At 40.1% G+C, this 20,207-nt stretch carries 18 protein-coding genes, 1 tRNA gene and 1 riboswitch; of the genes, 5 read left to right on the forward strand and 14 right to left on the reverse strand.

What is annotated here, in order from left to right:
* Positions 1-24: 24 nt before the first annotated feature.
* The 6 genes from QZZ36_RS00420 to QZZ36_RS00445 are packed head-to-tail and all read right to left on the reverse strand — an operon-like array spanning position 25 to position 6,200.
* The gene (locus tag QZZ36_RS00420; protein WP_295075627.1) at positions 25-915 is read right to left on the reverse strand and encodes an EamA family transporter; all 891 of its coding nucleotides are present in this window, start codon (positions 913-915) and stop codon (positions 25-27) included.
* A 47-nt stretch (positions 916-962) separates the two neighbouring features.
* Positions 963-2,072 (reverse strand): ABC transporter ATP-binding protein, encoded by a 1,110-nt coding sequence (locus tag QZZ36_RS00425; RefSeq protein ID WP_295075015.1) that lies wholly within the window; start codon positions 2,070-2,072, stop codon positions 963-965.
* Positions 2,065-3,087 (reverse strand): iron ABC transporter permease, encoded by a 1,023-nt coding sequence (locus tag QZZ36_RS00430; RefSeq protein ID WP_295075018.1) that lies wholly within the window; start codon positions 3,085-3,087, stop codon positions 2,065-2,067. Before QZZ36_RS00430 ends, QZZ36_RS00425 begins: the two co-directional genes overlap by 8 nt.
* Positions 3,088-3,090: 3 nt before the next feature.
* Entirely contained in the window at positions 3,091-4,203 is a 1,113-nt protein-coding gene (locus QZZ36_RS00435; RefSeq protein ID WP_295075021.1) for an ABC transporter substrate-binding protein, read from the reverse strand.
* A gap of 1 nt (position 4,204) precedes the next feature.
* Positions 4,205-5,116: a hypothetical protein gene (locus QZZ36_RS00440; protein ID WP_295075024.1), complete on the reverse strand. Its 912-nt coding sequence runs from the start codon at positions 5,114-5,116 to the stop codon at positions 4,205-4,207.
* Positions 5,117-5,162: 46 nt separating this feature from the next.
* Positions 5,163-6,200 carry a sirohydrochlorin cobaltochelatase gene (locus QZZ36_RS00445; protein ID WP_295075027.1) on the reverse strand — a complete coding sequence of 346 codons (1,038 nt, stop codon included), beginning with the start codon at positions 6,198-6,200 and terminating at the stop codon, positions 5,163-5,165.
* A 132-nt stretch (positions 6,201-6,332) separates the two neighbouring features.
* Positions 6,333-6,533: riboswitch (cobalamin riboswitch) on the reverse strand.
* Positions 6,534-6,772: 239 nt separating this feature from the next.
* Between QZZ36_RS00445 and QZZ36_RS00450 the strand changes: the two genes are divergently transcribed.
* Positions 6,773-9,529 (forward strand): RICIN domain-containing protein, encoded by a 2,757-nt coding sequence (locus QZZ36_RS00450; RefSeq protein ID WP_295075029.1) that lies wholly within the window; start codon positions 6,773-6,775, stop codon positions 9,527-9,529.
* 150 nt (positions 9,530-9,679) lie between these two features.
* Positions 9,680-12,028: a clostripain-related cysteine peptidase gene (locus QZZ36_RS00455; RefSeq protein WP_295075031.1), complete on the forward strand. Its 2,349-nt coding sequence runs from the start codon at positions 9,680-9,682 to the stop codon at positions 12,026-12,028.
* 137 nt (positions 12,029-12,165) lie between these two features.
* Here the strand turns inward: QZZ36_RS00455 and QZZ36_RS00460 are convergent.
* Positions 12,166-12,241: transfer RNA gene (locus QZZ36_RS00460), tRNA-Pro, on the reverse strand.
* Between the two features lie 221 nt (positions 12,242-12,462).
* On the opposite strand from QZZ36_RS00460, the gene QZZ36_RS00465 reads away from it, so the two are divergent.
* The 3 genes from QZZ36_RS00465 to QZZ36_RS00475 are packed head-to-tail and all read left to right on the forward strand — an operon-like array spanning position 12,463 to position 13,993.
* Positions 12,463-12,708, forward strand: coding sequence for a hypothetical protein (locus QZZ36_RS00465; protein ID WP_295075034.1), 246 nt, complete (start codon positions 12,463-12,465; stop codon positions 12,706-12,708).
* Between the two features lie 17 nt (positions 12,709-12,725).
* Positions 12,726-13,004: a hypothetical protein gene (locus QZZ36_RS00470; RefSeq protein WP_295075037.1), complete on the forward strand. Its 279-nt coding sequence runs from the start codon at positions 12,726-12,728 to the stop codon at positions 13,002-13,004.
* An 11-nt stretch (positions 13,005-13,015) separates the two neighbouring features.
* Positions 13,016-13,993 (forward strand): dockerin type I domain-containing protein, encoded by a 978-nt coding sequence (locus QZZ36_RS00475; protein ID WP_295075039.1) that lies wholly within the window; start codon positions 13,016-13,018, stop codon positions 13,991-13,993.
* Between the two features lie 53 nt (positions 13,994-14,046).
* On the opposite strand, the gene QZZ36_RS00480 is transcribed toward QZZ36_RS00475, so the two are convergent.
* The 7 genes from QZZ36_RS00480 to QZZ36_RS00510 form a co-directional block, all read right to left on the reverse strand.
* On the reverse strand, positions 14,047-14,958 hold the full coding sequence (locus QZZ36_RS00480) for a dockerin type I domain-containing protein (protein WP_295075042.1): 912 nt from the start codon (positions 14,956-14,958) through the stop codon (positions 14,047-14,049).
* Positions 14,959-14,973: 15 nt separating this feature from the next.
* The gene (locus QZZ36_RS00485) at positions 14,974-15,651 is read right to left on the reverse strand and encodes a 5'-methylthioadenosine/adenosylhomocysteine nucleosidase (RefSeq protein ID WP_295075045.1); all 678 of its coding nucleotides are present in this window, start codon (positions 15,649-15,651) and stop codon (positions 14,974-14,976) included.
* Positions 15,652-15,757: 106 nt separating this feature from the next.
* Positions 15,758-16,297, reverse strand: a complete 540-nt coding sequence (locus tag QZZ36_RS00490) for a hypothetical protein (protein WP_295075048.1) — start codon at positions 16,295-16,297, stop codon at positions 15,758-15,760.
* Complete coding sequence (locus QZZ36_RS00495; RefSeq protein ID WP_295075051.1) at positions 16,294-17,076, reverse strand: SDR family oxidoreductase; 783 nt, start codon at positions 17,074-17,076, stop codon at positions 16,294-16,296. Before QZZ36_RS00495 ends, QZZ36_RS00490 begins: the two co-directional genes overlap by 4 nt.
* A 4-nt stretch (positions 17,077-17,080) precedes the next feature.
* Entirely contained in the window at positions 17,081-18,226 is a 1,146-nt protein-coding gene (locus QZZ36_RS00500; protein ID WP_295075054.1) for a DHHW family protein, read from the reverse strand.
* An 11-nt stretch (positions 18,227-18,237) separates the two neighbouring features.
* Positions 18,238-19,428 carry an MBOAT family O-acyltransferase gene (locus tag QZZ36_RS00505; RefSeq protein WP_295075057.1) on the reverse strand — a complete coding sequence of 397 codons (1,191 nt, stop codon included), beginning with the start codon at positions 19,426-19,428 and terminating at the stop codon, positions 18,238-18,240.
* A 178-nt stretch (positions 19,429-19,606) separates the two neighbouring features.
* A complete protein-coding gene (locus tag QZZ36_RS00510; protein ID WP_295075060.1) occupies positions 19,607-20,206 on the reverse strand; it encodes a DUF4093 domain-containing protein in 600 nt (199 codons plus the stop codon).
* Position 20,207 lies beyond the last annotated feature (1 nt).

Consider the following 20,207-nt stretch of genomic DNA (forward strand, 5'->3'; position numbering starts at 1 on the left):
AGCTGCTTTTAAAGCTGATATTGCTTACATATCCTGATCAGAGTTATGCTTAAACGGAATATTTACAATGACAATACCGGCTGCAACAAGTAAAAGTGCAGCTGTAATTCCTGTAAATCCTGCGGAACTTTTTTCGGACAGAATGACAGATGACAGTATTACCCCGAATACAGGATTCATAAAACCGAATACCGACACTGTAGAAACATTATTATACTTTATCAGAGTTCCCCACAGTGAAAAAGCTGCAGCTGAAACAAATGCAAGATATAAAAGCATCAGTATTCCCTCTTTGTTTATAACCGTGATCCTGCCGCCTAAAAATATACCTGCTGCAGTCATGAATGAACCGCCGATAATAAACTGCCACCCGCTGAGTAAAACAGGATCCTCGGTCAGAGAGTACTTTTTCATCAGCGCCGCTGAAAAAGCATACGAAAGCGCTGAGAGAAAAACAAATCCCTCTCCAGTAAGTCTGAAACCTCCGCTTATACCGCTGAGATTTATCATAATAACACCGGAAAAACCAACAATGCAGCCGATTATTTTTCTGAATGTCAGCTTTTCAGCCTTAAAAATCAGCGCTGCAACAATTATTGATAAAAAAACATTGGAAGCTGTTATGACTGAACTCTTCATACCGGTACTTCTTGACAGTCCGATATAGAAAAAAGTATACTGAAGTATTGTCTGGAAACATGAAAGTTTAATTGCCTTATGAAGCGAATTTTTACTGATAATCAATGGTCTGCGGACAACAGCACTGCCGATGATCAATGCAAATATACCGGCAAGAATAAAACGCAGACCGGCATATAGTATCTGTGAAAAAGTATCTCCTGCTGATATACCCGAAAATTGGCATCCAAGTTTGATGCAAGGAAATGCACTCCCCCATAAAAGACAGCATATCATAGCAATCAAAAACACAACAGCTTTATTTGTGAGAAGCTTTTTGCCAGTCAAGAAACAGCACCTTCTTTTATTAGTCCTGACTTTTCTGCTTCTTTCGCAAGCGTAAGACAGAATTCATTCATTGTACCGAATTCTTTTACAGCACATATCACTCGTTTGCAGCGTCTCATTACCTGAAGAGCTTTTTCAAAACTTTCCTTAGATACAGATTCAAAAGCTTTTTCTGTTATCAGTTCTGAAGCAAGTGCGGACGCTACCGGGAATTCAATATCATTTTCATGTATTATACCTGCCGCAAACGGTATGCCCATACGCTGAAGACTGCGGTAAACAGAAATTCCGCTTCCGCCTCCGCCTATTACAAATACTTCAGACATCCCCTCGCATTTTCCAAGTTCAGGTGAACCATAGCTTTCACAGAAACTGCCGTTTGTTATCCCGTAAAGCTCCTCGATATATCCGTTTGAGAAAACCTCGTCCGGAGTGCCGATACGATCCGGACGCTCACCTTTGATACATAGGATATTATCAGAAACACGCTGTGCAAGCTCAAGTTCGTGAAGTGACATAATAATAGCGGTATTCTTCTCGCGTGCAATTTTTTTCAGAATACTCATTAGCTCAAGTTTGTATTTTATATCAAGAAATGTGGTGGGTTCGTCAAGTATAAGCACATCAGGTTCACGGCATATTGCTCCCGCAAGCAATACGCGCTGACGCTGACCGTCGCTAATTCTTTCAAAGTCACAGTACGCAATATCTTCGATATCTACATTTTTTATTGCTTCCGTTACCATTGCATGGTCATGTGCTGAAAGTATTCCAAGTCTGCCGGTATATGGATAACGGCCTGTTTCAACAACATCAATGCACCTCATATACTCGGTTTTTGTCCTGTCGGTAAGCAAAAGTGAAACTGATCTTGCAAGTTCATTTCCGCTCAGGTTACGCAGATCGGTATTTCCGATAAAAACTGTACCGCCAAGAGGTTTTATCTGCCTGCAAAGAGTTTTAAGAACTGTGGACTTCCCTGCCCCGTTCGGACCGATAAGTGTAAGTATCTTTCCTTTTTCAGCTGATATCTCAACTCCGTTTATAACAGCTTTTTTCCCGTAACCTGCTGAAAGAGCGTGTGTACTTAACCAGGCTTCACACATTTTTCTTTCCCCTTTCTCTGCAAAGAAGCATATATATAACCACAGGTGCTCCAAAAAATGATGTTACAGTGCTGATACTGAGTTCAGTCGGAGCAAAAAGTGTCCTTGTGACAAGATCACAGAACAGGCAAAATACCGCTCCGCCAAGGAAACAGGCGGGGATAATACAGATAGGCTTTGCAGTTTTAAAAAGAGATTTTACAAGGTGCGGCACTGCAACACCAACAAAAGAAACTGGGCCGGCAAAAGCAGTAACACAGGCTGAAAGCAAACTTGACAGAAGTATCAGCGCTGTTCTGAACATTTTTATATTAACGCCGGAATTACGAGCGTATTCTTCTCCGAGCTGATAAGCGTTCATTGGTTTGGCAAGCATAAAAGCACAGATACAAGCCGGGAAAACAATAAATGCAGCAGTAAGTGTGTCCGTACCATCAATACCTGAAAAGCTGCCCATCGACCAGTTATGCAGATTTACTATATTGGAATCATCTGAGAAATTGACAACAAGATCGGTTATAGCCGAACATATGTAACCAATCATGACTCCGCAAACTATAAGCACGGACATACGCCTTACCTTTCCTGAAATAAGAAGGATAAGCCCCATAGATACCATTGAACCTATGAATGCTGCAGCGACCATTTCAGCTGAATTTCCTGTAAATCCATGTGAAAGCGATATTACCATAAACACGGCAACAGCCAGTTTTGCGCCTGAAGAGATACCAAGTATATATGGCCCAGCTATAGGGTTGGCAAAAAAGTTCTGCAATAGGAAACCCGATACAGCCAAAGCGCCTCCGAGTATAGCTGCCGCAGCTGTTCTAGGGATACGCAGTCCGGTTATGATATTATAAGCCGCTTTGTCAGTATCCGGATTAAGCAGAGCATTCCACAGTCTTGAAAGTGATATGGATGCGCTTCCGATGCAGATATTCATTATCACGAGCAATGTAAAGAGTAACGTCAGGAATATATAACCGGCAACTATGCGTGATCTGCGTGATTCCATTACTTATTCCCCCAAGCGGTACATAAAATTCATTTTGCTTTCGCAATTCTCAGTAAATATACTGTGAAGTTCGGTTATCATATCAGCTGCACCTGTGGTTTGCTGAAACATATTCTTTTCAGTACACCAGACATCCCCTTTTTTGACTGCAGAAAAATCTTTCAGCATCGGATATCTTTCTGTCAGGTCTTCCAGTGTATTTATCTCGCCTGTGATTGTACTGTTATAAATCAGAATATCTGTATCCCAGGCTTTTTCATAAAATACTTCAGGCTGTATGACCATGGTTGAAAGTGAATTTTCGTCAGTTTTAAGGTCATCTGCTGAGAAAACATATTCACCGCCTGCCATACGGATCATTTCCGGAACATAGTCATAAGGCTTCCGCACAACGACTCCACCGGATGAGTTGATATAGAAAAAAGCGACTGTTTTACCAGTTTTTTCATCGGAAAGTACACTGTCGATCTGAGAACACTTTTCCTCAAAAAAATTTTCTGCCGCATCACTGCAGTCAAAAAGAATACCGTAGAGCTTGATCCACTCCATTCTTCCGAGCGGATACTTTTCATAGCTCGAACGTTCAACAAGAACCGGAATACCAAGTGATTCTATTTTTTCTTTAACATCCGGACTATGATATATCATAGTGGATTCAATAGCAAGTGAACAGTCGGATTCTATAAGTGCTTCATAATCAGGAGCACTGTATTTTCCGACGTAAAACATCTCATCGCTGTCAAAAGCCGATCTTACAGCCGGAAGATACCAGTCTTCGTATTTTGTTGATGTCATTGAAACTTTACCGAGAGAACCTGTACTGTCAATAAGATCCATAGCCGATGAAGCGGCATTGTATACATTTCCGAGAGGCTGTCTGATAATAACAGCACCGTCTGTATTATCCGTAAAATCAGCATTTTCGGGAACTATGATATAATTATCTGTCCCAATTTTTACACAGGTACATCCGTTATCAAGAAATTCGGCTGTAAATTCCTTGGCATATTTCAGATAAAGCTTTTTTGTGCCGGCTTCTGTTTGATTTTCAGCCTGCAGTTTTGAACAGCTGCACAGCAAGAACATTGAACATATGAAAAATAACCGTTTTATCATTTTACTTTTTTATTGAATCTGAATCAAAGGTAAGAGTATATTCTATCTCATGAGGTGTACTCATTGCAGTTGTATCTGCAGAAACCGGCATTCTGTAGTCAAAAGCACTTACTGGTATTTCAAACACTGAAAATTCGTCAGTGCTGACGGGCAGTATCTTTTCTCCGTCAACTACCATATAATCATATTTGTTGCTGCTCCATATGATCTCTGCATATGCTTTACCGTCCTTTACAGTCATCTTTGCCGGTGACTGTACGGTCGCCTTGCCTGAACCGCCGTCAAGCCTGACATTTACTTCATACACACCGTCTTCAAGCGAGAGCGATTCAAGAGACGTTATCGCACCGCTGCCAAGAGCTTCCTTAGGAAGCGAATCTGCCCGGAACACAAGCTTTCTGCCATACCACTGCTCTTTACGTTTGCTGAAAGCTGCACAGTCGATCTCTTTGTCGAGCGCTTCAACAGGCACGGTAAATGATACAGTCTCACCTGACGGTACCGCATTTATATAATCACTTTCTGTAGCTTTTTCTGCATCATCTTCCGTTCCCATATACAGGAATTCATAGCCGTTTCCGCTCATCGTCATTTCAGCAGTCATTTTACCACCTGAAACTCTTAGTTTGCAGGCAGTTATCTTGAACATTGAAGAACTTGAATCGACATCAATGTCATATTCGCCTTCATTTACAGAATCAGCATATATTGCCTTCATTCCTGAAAATCCGACTTTAAGCTGAGGTGCAGTTGCTTTTTCAGTAGTTGTGACTGTTGTTGTGGCAAGAGTTTCCGGTTCACTTGAAGTTACAGCAGTTGTAACAGAAATGGAAGTGTTTTCCGCATTATCGGAGCATGAACACATCAGTGCTGCAATTAATAAACACGAGGCTAAAGCTGTTATTCTTTTCATATTATCACCTTTTATCAAATAAGCCGACAAAATGTCGGCTTTATTTTTAGTTTAATGAATCAATTGCCTTCTGTGCGTGATCTATATAGATCTTACGGATATCTTCGTTTTCACCAAGACCTCTGAGGAGGCATTCTACTTCAATACCCTCAGCCTCGAACAGCGATTTCCATGAGTCCTCATCATCGCCTGCCATGTCGTTGTTTGCATGATCGCCGGCAACAACCATAAGGGGTTCAAGAATTACCTTCTTGTAGCCGCCTTTTTTAACTTTTGAAATAACATCTTCAACCGTAGGTTCAGCTTCAACAGTTCCAACATAGTAATTTTTGAAATCATCGGCTGTGAGGAGATCCTGCATTTTCTGATAAACTGAATTAGAGGCAGCTTCCGTACCGTGTCCCATGAAGCAGATAGCTGTCTGACCGTCATCATATTCCTTTGTCCAGTCGATTATAGCTTTTTCGACTCTTTTAAAGTCATCATCGCTTGTAAGAAGAGGCTCACCGATTGATACTTTATCGAATGCATCTGAATAGCTTGCGATTTTTTCGGTAAGTTCCTCATACTCAAGACCGTTCATAAGATGTGTCGGCTGTACAACGAGGTTCTTTACGCCGTTCTCAGATGCCCTTTCGAGCGCTGCATCGATATCATCAATAAGGATTCCGTCACGCTTCTGAATATGATCGATAACGATATTGGCAGTAAAACCACGGCGAACAGAATAATCAGGGAAAGCTTTTTCAAGTGAATCCTCGATAGCTCCGATGGTAAGTCTGCGGCTGTCATTGAAGCTTGTTCCGAAGCTGATAACGAGAAGTTCATTTTCTCCGATATTATCCTGATTTCTGATATTATCAAGAGAAGCGTCGCCTGTATTATAGTTTTCTTCGTCCTCTTCTTCAGAAGCTTCTGTAGTTGTTTCGGCTTCTGTTGTGTTTTCTGCTGTTGTGGTTACAATTGTAGTTGTTACTTCGGTGCTTTTTTCAGATGTGCTGACATTTGATTCAGCTCCGCATGATACTTCACAGGCTGTGAGCGAGATAGCAGCAACTGCTGCAAGAAACTTTTTGATATTCATTTTCTTTTCCTCCTATTTTTTAGGAGACATTATTTCGTGCGCAAAAAATACCTTCCGCACCCGGCAGAAGGCATGACAAAAAAGCTCTGGTAAAGAGCGATGGTACGATCAATGCCTCGTGATCCGAGCTTTAGCCCTGTACCGATAAACGGCAGGTTTCCTGACTTGCAGACAATGACACATTGCTCCGCCTTCCCGTTTTGATTCAGTGGCTGCATGAATGCGTGGAGAATGCTGTCTGTATACAGTGACGAGATCGTGCGGGATTTGCACCCGCTTCCCTTTTACCTTTCATTGCTAAATAATGAAAGCACCGCTTACCATTTTTAATATTCATGAATACGTGAATTATTATATCACAGTTCAGCTGTAATTCCAATAGAAAGCCGAAAAATCGGAATTATCTACAAATAAACATTAAAAATTGAGGATAAAAATGTATATACGCATTATCCGCAGTTTTTGGATACGATATGTAACAGTAAGAATACTTTTCTGCACTGCCTAACGATTGACATTTTGCACAAAAAAGAATATAATATTATCAACAAAAATCTATAGGAGGAAATCCCATGAAAATAAAAAAGCTTATTTCAGCTGTCCTCTCGTGCTGTCTTATGCTTTCATTATTAGGCAAAACTGATGTATATGCATCAGGCAACAGGGTATCAGTGCATGATCCTTCAATAATAAAGGCAAACGATACATACTATGTTTTCGGCTCCCATACAGAAGCAGCCAGATCATCTGACCTTATAAACTGGAAACGCTTTTCCAACGGTTATGCCACAACAAACAATACAGAATTCGGTAATTTGTCTCAGAATCTGAAGAAAGCATTTGCATGGGCAGGAGAAGACCTTGAAGACTGTGAAGGAGGTTTTGCGGTATGGGCTCCGGATGTGGTGTGGGATGATGAATTTATAAACAGTGACGGAAGCAAAGGCGCGTATCTTATGTATTTCTGTACTTCATCAACATATATGCGTTCTGTTATATCTTATGCGTCATCAAAATACATAGAAGGACCTTATGTGTTTGCCGATACTCTTATTTATTCTGGTTTTACAAATAATGACAGCTACGCAAGGAGCAGCACCAAAAACGTAAACCGTAAATACACGTCAACAAATATTGACGAGCTTATCGCTGAAGGTAGGGTCACATTCAACAGCAATTGGTTCAGAAATGATAATTATAACAATCAGCTTTATCCTAATGCTATTGATCCGACGATATATACGGATAGTAACGGAAAAATGTATATGTGCTACGGTTCATGGTCAGGAGGCATTTTTGCTCTTGAAATTGATAAAAAAACAGGTCAGTGCATACATCCGGAAACAGGACAGACATCCGACGGAAGAATGACAGACAGTTATTTTGGAACAAAGCTATCGGGAGGATATGGCAAATCTGGCGAAGGTCCGTTTATCGAGTACAATTCTGAAACAGGATATTATTATTTATGGGTAACATACGGCGGCCTTACATCGGCAGGCGGCTATAATATGCGTGTTTTTCGTTCACTCTCCCCTCTTGGTCCGTTTGTCGATCCGGCAGGCAGACAAGCTGTCCTATCTTCAAATTCTGATCTTGACTCTATCGGCCTCAAAGTAATGGGCAACTATAAATTCAGTTCCCTCAGCAAAGCGTATATGGCTTGCGGTCATAATTCGGTTCTTCACGATGATGACGGAAAATGGTATCTTATATATCATACCCGTTTCGATGACGGCGCTGAGTTTCATGAAGTACGTGTACATTCCATATACTTCAATGAGCGTGGATGGCCGGTCGTGGCGCCTTATGAATACTCAGGAGATGAAATATCAGCATCCGGTTACAATACAGAGGATATCTGCGGAGAATATGAATTTATAGATCACGGAACAGCTACCGATGGTAAAATAATAAACTATTCTTCTGTGAGACTTAATTCTGACGGAACTATAAGCGGTAGCGTATCCGGCAAATGGCAGCAGTCAAAGGACAACTCAGATGTTGAAATAACAATAAACAATCAGGTGTATTACGGCTGCTTCCTCGCTGCAATAGACGAAAACGGTAAAAAAGTTATGTCATTTACAGCTGTGGGCAGTAACAATCGTTCTGTATGGGGTGTGCAGACAAAAGATTTCACCGGCATACAGCGTTCAGTTTCCGCCGATTATACTGATACAGACTCCCAGCTTATAGGCAATCCGGATAATGTTTCGGGAACAGGTACTTTTTCAAGACTAAGCAGTACAGAATTACTCAGCGGAGTTTCTTATTACATAATCAATCAAAACAGCGGATTTGCGATTGATATTCCTAATGGCAAACTCGATCAAGGTACAAATATTCAGCAATGGGAACGCAATGGGAGCTGGGCACAGCAATGGCGGATTATCTCCGTTGATGAAAACTACTGCCGGATCGTTTCGTCAGGTGACGAAGCAATGTGTATTGCTGTTGCTGAAAATTCCGGCGACGATGGTATCAACATCGAACTGCAGAAATACAAAGGCAGTGACGAGCAGCTTTTCATGTTGAGAAAATGCGGTACAGATTACGGAATCATATCGAAATGTTCTGATAATACTGCCGGACTTGACGTTTATGAATGGTCAAAGGAAAACGGCGGCAATATAAACCAGTGGAATTACTGGGAAGGCGGCTGCCAGCTATGGAGTATCACGCCTGTTTACCCAACCGTATCCGACGGCAGTTATATGGTGCGAAATGTTGACAGCGGACTTTATTTATTTGACAAGAACGGAAGCTGTGTACAGTCGGATATTTACCGTATTTCATTTGAATATGATCCGTCAGGCGCTCCTCCTCCGTACAATGTGAACGATCAGATATGGACATTTAACAAAAATAGTGACGGTAGTTACTTTATAAAGAATCAGAAAGGAAAAGCTATTTCATCCGACAGTGCATTACATCTTAGTGTTATGGAATTTACCGGTTCTGATAATCAGCGTTTCAATGTAATATGCAATAAAGACGGCTCATATTCTATTATACAGTCGCAAAAGTACATCGGCACAGAAAACAACAGTAAAAATTTTGAATCATCTCTTTGCCTTAACACAATTACAGGAGCTGACAGTTGTAAATTTGTTCTGGAGCCGATTGTCCCGGAAGAAATAGTATCGCCTGTCATCGGAGATGTAAATGATGATGGTATTATAAGCATGGCTGATCTTGTAATGCTGCAAAAATATCTGCTCAAAGCCGGTAATCTGATAAAATCTTTTACAGCAGACGTTAACAAAGATGGCTATGTGGACGTTTTCGACAGTGTTGCACTGAGAAAACTCCTGATAACCCAGTAATATGCGAGTGCAGCCGAATGGCTGCACTCATTTTTTGACAAATAACCAATTTGTAACCGCTTTTAACTTGACATTCTCTGTGAAAGCGTGTAAAATGTATTTGTATGCAGAAATATAAATCTGCTAAATAGTTGTTTTATGGAGGTTAATATGGATCCTAATCAGAACAGGCCACAGGGCAGACGTAAAAACGTCACATCCGGTGGCAGCGGAGCACATAGAAGAGGCGAAGGCCTCGGCACAGGACCTGTCGGATCAGGCAGCTATTCCGGCGGATCGACTGGTGGCGGCGGAAGCAATGCGAAAAGAGCTGCAGCCGGAGGCGGCGGTCTTATTACTCTCCTCATCATCGGATTTTTCATTTTCAAGATGATGAGCGGCGGAGGCGGCGGTCTTGGAGATCTTCTTGGTTCACTTACTGGCGGAAGCGGCGGCGGTTCTGCTCCTGCCGGATTCGATTTCAGTACTGATGATACCGCAGTCGGAAGTGATACAAGTGACAGTGCGGTTGATACATCAGTTGCCACCGGCTCACGTGAAAAACGTACAGTTATCAAAGGAAACGGCGAAGATGTCGTTACTCTTATGGTTTATATGTGCGGTACTGATCTTGAGTCAAAGTATGGTATGGCTTCTTCCGATATGGAAGAAATGAGATCTGCAACATTCGGCGATAATGTAAATGTAATTATATTTACCGGCGGATGCTCCAAATGGAAGGTAAGCGTTATAAGCAACAGCGTAAATCAGATCTACCAGATAAAGAACGGTCAGATAGGAAGGATCGTTGAAGATGCCGGAAATAAGGCTATGACTGATCCTAACAATCTTGCTTCATTTATACAGTTCTGTTCAAAGAATTTCCCTGCAAACAGAAATGAGCTTATTCTCTGGGATCACGGCGGCGGATCAGTTACCGGCTACGGCTATGATGAGAAGAACCAGAGAAGCGGTTCCATGTCACTTGCAGGCGTAAATCAGGCTCTCAAGAGCGGCGGTGTAAAGTTTGACTTTGTAGGCTTTGATGCTTGCCTTATGGCAACGGCTGAAACTGCTCTAATGCTCAATGAGCACGCAGATTACCTTATTGCTTCAGAAGAAACTGAGCCTGGCATCGGCTGGTACTATACAAACTGGCTTACAAAACTCGGCAGCAATACTTCAACTCCTACACTTGAAATCGGAAAAGTCATCGTTGATGACTTTGTAACAGAATGTGCAAAGAAATGCAGAGGTCAGAAGACAACTCTTTCGGTTATTGACCTTGCTGAATTTTCAAACACAGTTCCTAAGGATCTTACCGCATTTGCAAAATCTGTAAGCGACAAAATCGCCAAGGACGAATATAAGGATATCTCCAACGCGAGATATTCAACACGTGAATTTGCTGAAAGTACAAGAATAGATCAGGTCGACCTGGTAAATCTTGCTGAGAATATCGGAACACCCGAAGCAAAGGCTCTTGCTGAATCGCTGAAGAATTCAGTAAAATACAATCGTACTTCTTCAAATATGACCAATGCTTATGGTGTATCGATCTATTTCCCTTATCAGCGTGCTTCTTATGTAGACAAGGCGTGCAGCACTTATTCAGATATAGGAATGGATTCGGAATACTCAAAGTGCATAAAGCAGTTTGCTAAAGTTGAGACAGGCGGACAGATCGCTGCAGGCGGTACAGGCTCTGTACTTGGTTCACTCTTCGGAGGTACTGCATCATCAGGTTCATCAGGCAGCTCTGATATGATCGGTTCACTTCTTTCATCTTTCCTGGGCGGCGGAAGAAGTATCGCCGGACTTGACGAGACAAATACCGAGTTTATGAAAGATACAGATGTAAGCGACACGGCAGATTATCTTTCAACTCATTACTTTGATTCTTCAAAGCTCACTTGGGAAGAGAAAAATGGTACTTACACGATGAAGCTTGCCGAATCCCAGTGGGAAATGGTACATATGCTTGACCTCAATATGTTCTACGATGACGGTGAAGGTTATATTGATCTCGGTCTTGATAATATCTATTCGTTTGACAACGGTAACCTTGTAGCTGATACTGAAAAGAACTGGCTGTCTATCAACGGTAATGTTGTTGCATATTATCATACTGATACAACAAAGAGCGGCAATGATACTATTATATCCGGTTATGTTCCTGCTTTCCTTAATGGTGAAAGGGTAAATCTTATAATCCAGTTTGTAAATGATGATAACGGTTCTATCGTCGGAGCTTCAACTGATTATGTAGGCGGCGAAACAGAAGCTGTTGCAAAGAATCTTACTGAAATAAACGTAGGAGACACTCTTGAATTCATCTGTGACTATTACTCATACGATATGGAATATCAGGATAGCTATTTAATAGGCGATGTAGTAACTGTTACTGATAATATGACTATCAGCAACACTGATGTCGGAAGCGGCGCTTGCCATATTCTCTATCGCTTCACTGATATATACAACCAGAGCTACTGGTCAGAGCCTATAGTTATAAAATAATTTATCAGGAATAAAAATACAAATAAAAGAGTCCCTTAAACATTTATAAAGTTTAAGGGACTTGCTTTTATCTGACTTGATTATAAAAAAACCGGTACTCATTGAGTACCGGTTTACGGGGTTATGCTGATCGCATCTGGTCTGAGTGACGGGACTTGAACCCACGGCCTCTACCACCCCAAGGTAGCGCGCTACCAACTGCGCCACACCCAGACGAGTAATCATCGCAATCAACGATATATATTATATCACCATATCCTTGATTTGTCAAGTATTTTCTGAAAAAATTTTTGGTATATTTTGAATCAAATATTATTTTGTACGATTTTACGCAGTTTTTACGAAAAATTAATATTTTGAGCGAACATATTAAACCGCTTTTCTATGGACAAAACAAAAAGAATATGATATAATAATATAATGGAGTTGGTAATATGCAAAAGCTTTATAAAAAAATTATATCGGTTTTTTTATCAAGTATGTTAATATGTTTATCTGTTCCCTTCTCGCAAGCAATCGCATTTGCAGCAGATGGCACATCATCTGAAAAAGTTTCCAAGGGAATGATTATATTTATCATGGTTACGGTATTTATCGTTACCGCAGTGATAACCGCTTATATTTCTTTTAAAATAACAGCGAAAAAAAATAATAATCAAAACAGAAACGATGATAAATAATCTTAACGAATCTTATTATGGATATTGATCTTTATATCGATTTCGTATATCATGGCTTTTACAGGCTTGATGATATCGAAGAACGCTTTAATGAATATTCATTGATGGCTCAGGAAGCTGCGGCTGATCTTGCTGAGGATGAGATCATTCTGTTTGCTATATATGCCTTTGATGAAGAGACGCAACGCTTTTTATATGCTAATTTTATGATGAGAAAGCTAAAGCTCGACCATTATGCCCGTGTTTGTGAAAGGCTTTCAAAATTCTGCAGATTATTCTGCGTTGGAAACAGTTAGGTGGAATATATATGTTAATGAAAAATATACTTGCAGCTGTAAGTTCGGCTGTTCTTCTGTCGCTGGTTTACATTGCAGCAAATACTGCTTCACATGACAGTTATGAAGTCTATGGAGCATCCGAAGCAGCAGCTTCAACGACTACAAGTACATCATCGGCTGATTCTACTGCAACTGCGACCTCATCTGCATCAGGAACCACAACTACCACTGAGCCGACAACTGTAAAAAAATATAATATAACATTTCTTGATTTTGAAGGTAAAACTCTGAAAACTATCGAAGTTGAAGAAGGTTCAGCTATTGATTACAGCCTTGTTGATACAAGTTCACTTGATAAACATCTGGATTCCAATACTGAATTGGCTTTTTCTTCATGGGATATAACTCCTAAAGTGGCAGATAAAGACTATACTTTACATCCCCTTTCAAAAACAGCTAAAATATACTATACAAAGAAGCCTGACAAGTACAGATATTTTTCTACTAACGGAAAAGTGCTCCTTGACGGAATGCAGGTATATATAGATCTTTCTGTACAGACTCCCCAAAAGGATAAAGACGGAAAATTTATATCCGAAGAAAAAACAATAGATATTTCGTCAAGCTGTGTCGCTAAACCTGTCGCGCTGTCTGCTGCTTTCGCAAAAAGTGACAAAGCCACTATATCTGTATATCCCATCGGTGATAATAAGCCGATTTTCTCTTTTGACATAATATGTTTCAGAGATCTTGGCGATGTAAATGAAGATGGAATGATAGATTCGGTTGACGCTTCCATGGTCCTTAACATCTATGCCAATATTGCCGCATCAAGGACATATAAGCCTACAGAAAAGCTAAAAAAGCTTTCCGATGTTAATATGGACAATAAAGTTGACGTGCTTGACGCTTCGATTATTCTTGAGTATTATGCTGTCGCATCTACCGCAAAGGATTTTATGGACTGGGAAAATATCCTTGATTTTGATAAGATCCTTAAACAATAGTAAATATAAAAAGCTCAGTAAAAACTGAGCTTTTTTCTTGGTTATTTATGGATTCAATTCTTTTTGATAAATGAATTGAGCGTCATATCCTCGCTGCCGCTTGAAACATATGCATAGAATCCGAGAACACGGCTTGCATCAACAGCATCAACAAATTTATTTCCGTCAACATCTGAAGCTGCCCTCTGACTTTCTGTCATTGATGATTCTCCGGAAGCTGATGTAACTGCATACTCATAAAGTATCTTTGATGCATCTACCGCATCTACAAAACCATCATCGTTAACATCTCCAAGCTTTCTGTCGGAAACATTTATGATGAGATCTTCACATTTTCCGGCCATATCAACACTTTTAATGATAGTTTTATCTTCATATCTTGGAGTTACAGATGAATAATAATCAGGCTTGCTTATAACTTCGACAGTATATCTTCCGAATTCAGCATCTTTTTCAAGAGCAGCGTTAAAACAAGCGATAGGATAATCGGCTGCGGAATCACCTGTAAGAGCCATAGGATCACCGGACATAGTTGAATATGCTACAGCATGAATATTTAAGCCGTTTTCATTATAGTCCTTAAGCAGAATTTCGTCCGGATTTTCATTGAAGTAAGAAAATGGTGCTTTTCCGTATTTTTTGTTATCTATCGGATTTGACAGATCCTTTAGCACGATTCCCTTCTTTTCACACTGCCACTTTGCAAGAACCTTTCCGGCAAGCTTCTGCTCATCATTAAGGTAAATAGCGCATGGAACAGATATACTGTCAGATGATGCTGCCTTTGTATTGATAAAAACAACACCGCCTCTTAAAACTTCGTAGTCACTTCCTTCGTCAACCTGAAAATTGAAGTACGGATTGTATTCCGGTACATCTGCTGTATCTGCAGCATTTGCCGCAAATGAAGCAGTTATACCTGCGACCAGAACAGTTGATGTGATAATTGAGATAGTTTTTTTCATAATATGTTACTCCTTTCAAAGCAGCTCAGCCATGCGAAGAACGATCTCAGCAACACGCTTAGCTGCAATTTTTTCAAATTCGTCAAATGACATTGCACCTTCATCATCGGCATTGTCGGAAATGCAGCGAACACTGACGTAGGGAAGCTTATTGAGATAACAGCAATGTCCGACTGCAGCGCTTTCCATATCAACAGCATATGGATCAAATTTTTCAAGTATAGCATTTTTTACTTCGTTGCTTGAAATAAATGTCTCACCGGAAACAATACGACCTCTGAATGACTTTACGCCTGATTCCCTGCAAACCTTCTCAGCGGTACTCATCAGTGTTTCATCAGCCTTGAAAATACCGCAATAAGGAGGATAATCCTTGAGAAAATGAAGATCAAGATCATGAGGCAGAACTTCCGTAGAGATTACGATATCACATACCTTGACTGCACTGTTCATTCCGCCTGCTATACCTGTATTAATCACACAATCAGGGTGAAAGTTATCGATGATCACCTGTGTACAGAGTGCTGCGTTAACCTTGGCAATGCCGCAGCAAGCATTTATAATTGTTTTGCCGCTTTTTTCATTGATATAAAAATCGAAACCGGAGATGTGCTTTATCTCCCCTATGCCGAGCATTTCACGTATATCCGTAAGTTCTGACGGCATTGCTCCGATAATCGCAATTGTGTTCATTTTTATCACTCCAAATCAAATTTACTGTTTTTATTATAGCATATATTTATAAACAAATCAAGTATAATAAAACGATCGTACCATTTAAAGCAATAAACGGTACGATCTATCTTTTTTTGCGGAACTTTGGCATAAGTCTTTTACGGTATATCTTATACGTCAGATCAAGATCAAAGTCGTAAAACAAAAAAACAAGGTTTGATATCCCGAGCATGATATATGCGCCATATTTTCCGAAATCATCAAATTCTTCAAGCATTTCCTGCATACCAAGTATGTAAACAGTTGTATAAAAGTAAGCAATTATACAGCTGTTGAATATAATCAGTTTTACAAAAAGTCTTATAAAATCAGGCTTTATTCTTTGTATATAAAATCTCAGAATAGGATAATGTCCGAAAAAAAGAATGAATATCAAAGCCGCCTCTTTGTCAAAGGTTATAAACAGTGCGAGCAGACTTACCGCAAGATAAGTAAGGAAAGCCCATCCTGTACTGACTTCAACAGCTATTATCATCAGAAGGATACCGGCTATTCCTGGGAGAAGCAGGTACAGCGCAGGCAGTATTCCTGCCATGAACATTGTCACAAGGCAAAGTGCGGATACTATACCGCCCAGCGCGACCCTGTAGCTTATATCTCTCATTGTTTAAGAGCCTTTTCCTTTCCGTCAGAAGTCTTTTTGGCTTTTTGAATGTTATATACAATAGCAGCAAGAAGTTTATCAGGCAGGAAACGCGAAGCAAATGTTCCAAGCTGTACTGTAAGTCCCGGTATAGCGAAAAGCTTCCCGTTAAATGCCTTTTTAAGAGCATAACCTGCTGCATAATCAGCTGTGATCGGTTTTACAGAAAAGCTTACCCCAGCACGGTTGTTAAAATTGGTGTCAACAGGTCCGGGACAAAGAACAGTTATACTTACATTTGAATGATCTCTTCTCAGTTCCTCATATATTGCGACAGAAAGTTTCAGGACATAGTTCTTTGAAGCGTAATACGCTGCCATAAGAGGGCCTGACATAAAACCAGCTGCTGAGGCAACATTAAGAATGGTACCATGATCTTTCTTCTTGAAATCACGTAAGAAAAGCTTTGTGAGAATGTGAAGAGCTGTCACATTAACATTTATCATATTGACTTCATCTTCAAGATCCGTTTCGTCAAATTTTCCGAACAGTCCGTATCCTGCATTATTTACAAGCATATCGATATCCTTGTTACGACAAAATTCATAAACTTTAAAAACGTCTTCACGTGTGGAAAGATCAGCGGCAATTATCTCGATACAGCCGCCGAGAGATTTCTGGAGCTCTTTCAGCTTTTCCTCATTTCTTCCCGTAAGAACGAGAGACCAGCCTTTTTTTGAAAGTTTTGCTGCAAAGCTTTGTCCAATACCTGATGTTGCGCCGGTTATCAATGCTTTCATAAAATCAGTTCCTTTCTGTTATTTTTTCAAGCTCTTTACTGTTTACGAGATTTTCAATACCAAACATAAAAAGCGTCTGACTGTAATCATTGATATTTACATAATCCGAAAGTGTTCCGTTCATATCTTCAGGAGATAAAACAGCAATTTCACTGTAATGCTGTGTAAGAAACGGTATAAAACAGTTCGCGTAGCTGTCCTTGACAACAAGTATTTTCTTTCCGTTTTTTACAGAGGTGTTTATTACAATAAACGGAGCCGGATCACCGAGAAATACCGAATACATATCACTTGAATCGAGTTTGCTTCTGTCATAAAGATCTGATACGTCTGTACAACCACTGTCGGTTGTTTTCTTGAAAGAAACTACAGAAGCACCATCGCGGCATTTGAAAATATCTATTGTATCAGCTTTTGTCTTTTCAGAAAGCGTTCTTGTATAGAGATTGCCTCTGAATTTATCAGTAATATGTTCTATATTGTATTTATCATATGAGATCGGCTTGAATCCCAGTTTCTGAATAACAGTTTTATATACACAGTATGCTCCGTATGATGTCCATTTAGTATCATTTCTGTAAAAAATATAGTTTTCATTCAGCATTTTAAGGATATTGTATGCGTCGATCTTTTTTATATCACCGGACAGTAATTCATAAAATGAGGATATCTGCTGTTTTTCTGAACGTGCATTTGCATTTTTAGGCAGAACATCGGCATAAATTCCGGAAGAACTTGGTATCGTTGTGAAATAAACTGTTCCGTTATAATACTCGGAATAGCTGTTCAATACAACAGCATTGAATGGTGCAGGAGTACGGAGAGACGTATCTGCATCAAGCAGTCTTGCGCCGCTCACATATACTCCGTTTACAATTTGCTCAGACAGTTCCGTCTGCATAACGGTTTTTGCCGATATCCATTTGCTTCTTTCCGCCAAATGATCCGTAATATAGTTCCCAAGCTGTTCAATGTCAGAACCATCTAAAAGACCTTTTGCGGACAAAACCGGAAAATCTGTCAGTACACGGTTTTCTGTAACTGAAAATTTTTCCTTTTCACGAAAAATAGTTGCAAAAGAAATAACCGCTATAAATGAAAGTGTAAGAACCGCAGTTATCCTGCTTGTTACTTTTGCGATCTTTGTCATAAGATTTCCCCTTATAGTTTCATAAGAAGTATTCCTGAGCTTCCGCTGTATGAAATAAGTGCGGTACAGATAATTAGAAGCGCAACAACAATTAACGGAGATACAATGGTTACAGCTGCTTTGATTTTTCTTTTGCCTGATTTCAACATCAGATTCCTGAAAAGATCAGTAGAAGCATACATTGCAAGTAAGATCAGTACAATATAGGACTTGAGCAGATAGAATGTCTGAGAATCGGCAAGATTGCCATATGCGCCGATCATTGTGAGAAGGTATCGTCCCGAATACGCAGGACTGTCTCCTGACAAAAAAACAGCACACAGAACAACAACGAGAAATGTATAGAAAATACCGGTCAGTTCCATGATTTTCTTTTCTCTCAGCCTTGCTTCGATTATCAGGAATAATCCGAGTATACTGCCGCATATCATACCATTGAGTTCAAATGTGTACCAAAATCCGAATAGCGCCCATCCGAAAACAAAAATTATTTCTCTTACTATTTTTCTGCGGCAGATACTGTACAGCGGCTTGGTTATATACCTCCTGAACCATTGTACTACCTGTGACTGCCACCGTGCCGCGAAATACTTTATTCTTGGACTGAGCAATGGATAATTGAAGCTCTGCGGCATTCTAATACCAAAACAGTATGCACAACCAGTACCCATATCGGCTAATCCCGAAAGTGTAAAATAGAGGCAGAAAACGTAGGCTATAATGCCGAGCCATGCTGTTGCAGCGGATAAATCTTCTGCATTTTCGGCTTGAACTGACTGGAAAAGCATATAAAGATTATCTGCGGCGATAACCTTTTTGGCAAATCCTTTTACAAAAATTGTCATCCCAATGCCGATGCCTGACAAACTTAATCTTCGCTTGTCTATGATTTTTGAAAAGGTACTGTATCTAAGAAGAGGTCCCATTATGATTTTGGGAAAGAAAATAATAAAAAGTGCAAATCTTATAAAAGATATCTCTGCCTTGACCTTGCCTTTATATGCGTCTATAAGAGTACCTATAGCCGAAAGTGTAAAGAAAGATATCCCTATCGGATAAAAACTATAGGGTGCCTTGATAATTCTGTGCAGCCACGAAAAATATGCTGTACGGAAGGCAAACAGCGCAAGCAGGTCAAAGATTATTCCTATAGTCATAGGAATTGCAGCAAGATTCTCATTTTTACGCAATCTGTTTATCAATCTGACGCATCCGTAATTTACACAAATAAATACAGCTAAAAAAATGAGGAAATACAGGCTTATCATGCTGCAGAAAAGCATACTCAAAAGCAGCAGTACCGGCTCACGCAGCTTTTTGGGTGTAATGTAATACAGCAGTAAGGCTGCAGGCAGAAATCCGTATATATACAGCAAACTGCTATATACCATTGTTTTCCTCCTTTATTATATTAGTCAAGCGCTTTAGCTCTTCACTGTCCATCATAGTACAAAGTACCTCTATCAGAGCTCCGGCTGACAACTGATGCGGAAGTTCGAGGCTCTCCTGAAGTCTTGCGCGAAGCTCACGACTGTTCGGACTTCCGCTTAATCCGAGCTCATATAAGGTAAACTTTGTTATATCAGAGGTTTTAACCTCCTCGGAGGCAGTTATTCCGGATTTGCTGAACGCCTCAAGCAATATTTTTGTTTCAATTCCTTCGACGCCGAGTTTCCCTTCGGCAGAAGGTTTGTCTTTGCGCTTTTCTTTTCCGAGAATGTCCGGAATATATACATTTGTTATCTTGCCTTCACTTACAGCGCTCTTGATATAGCCTCTTATCTTCCTCCCTGCCGCATCCGAATCAGTAAGGATTATAATTCCGGTCTTTCTGGCATAATAGCGAATCAGTTCAAGTTTTTCAGTATCTTTGAAAATCCCGAAGCCATTAGTGATAATTATGACTGCATCAACTATTGAGGAAAGTTTTATCTTATCATACTTTCCCTCGACTATAATAGCTTCACTGATCTTTATCATT

The sequence above is a fragment of the Ruminococcus sp. genome, assembly GCF_016287535.1.
Taxonomy (GTDB): domain Bacteria; phylum Bacillota; class Clostridia; order Oscillospirales; family Ruminococcaceae; genus Ruminococcus.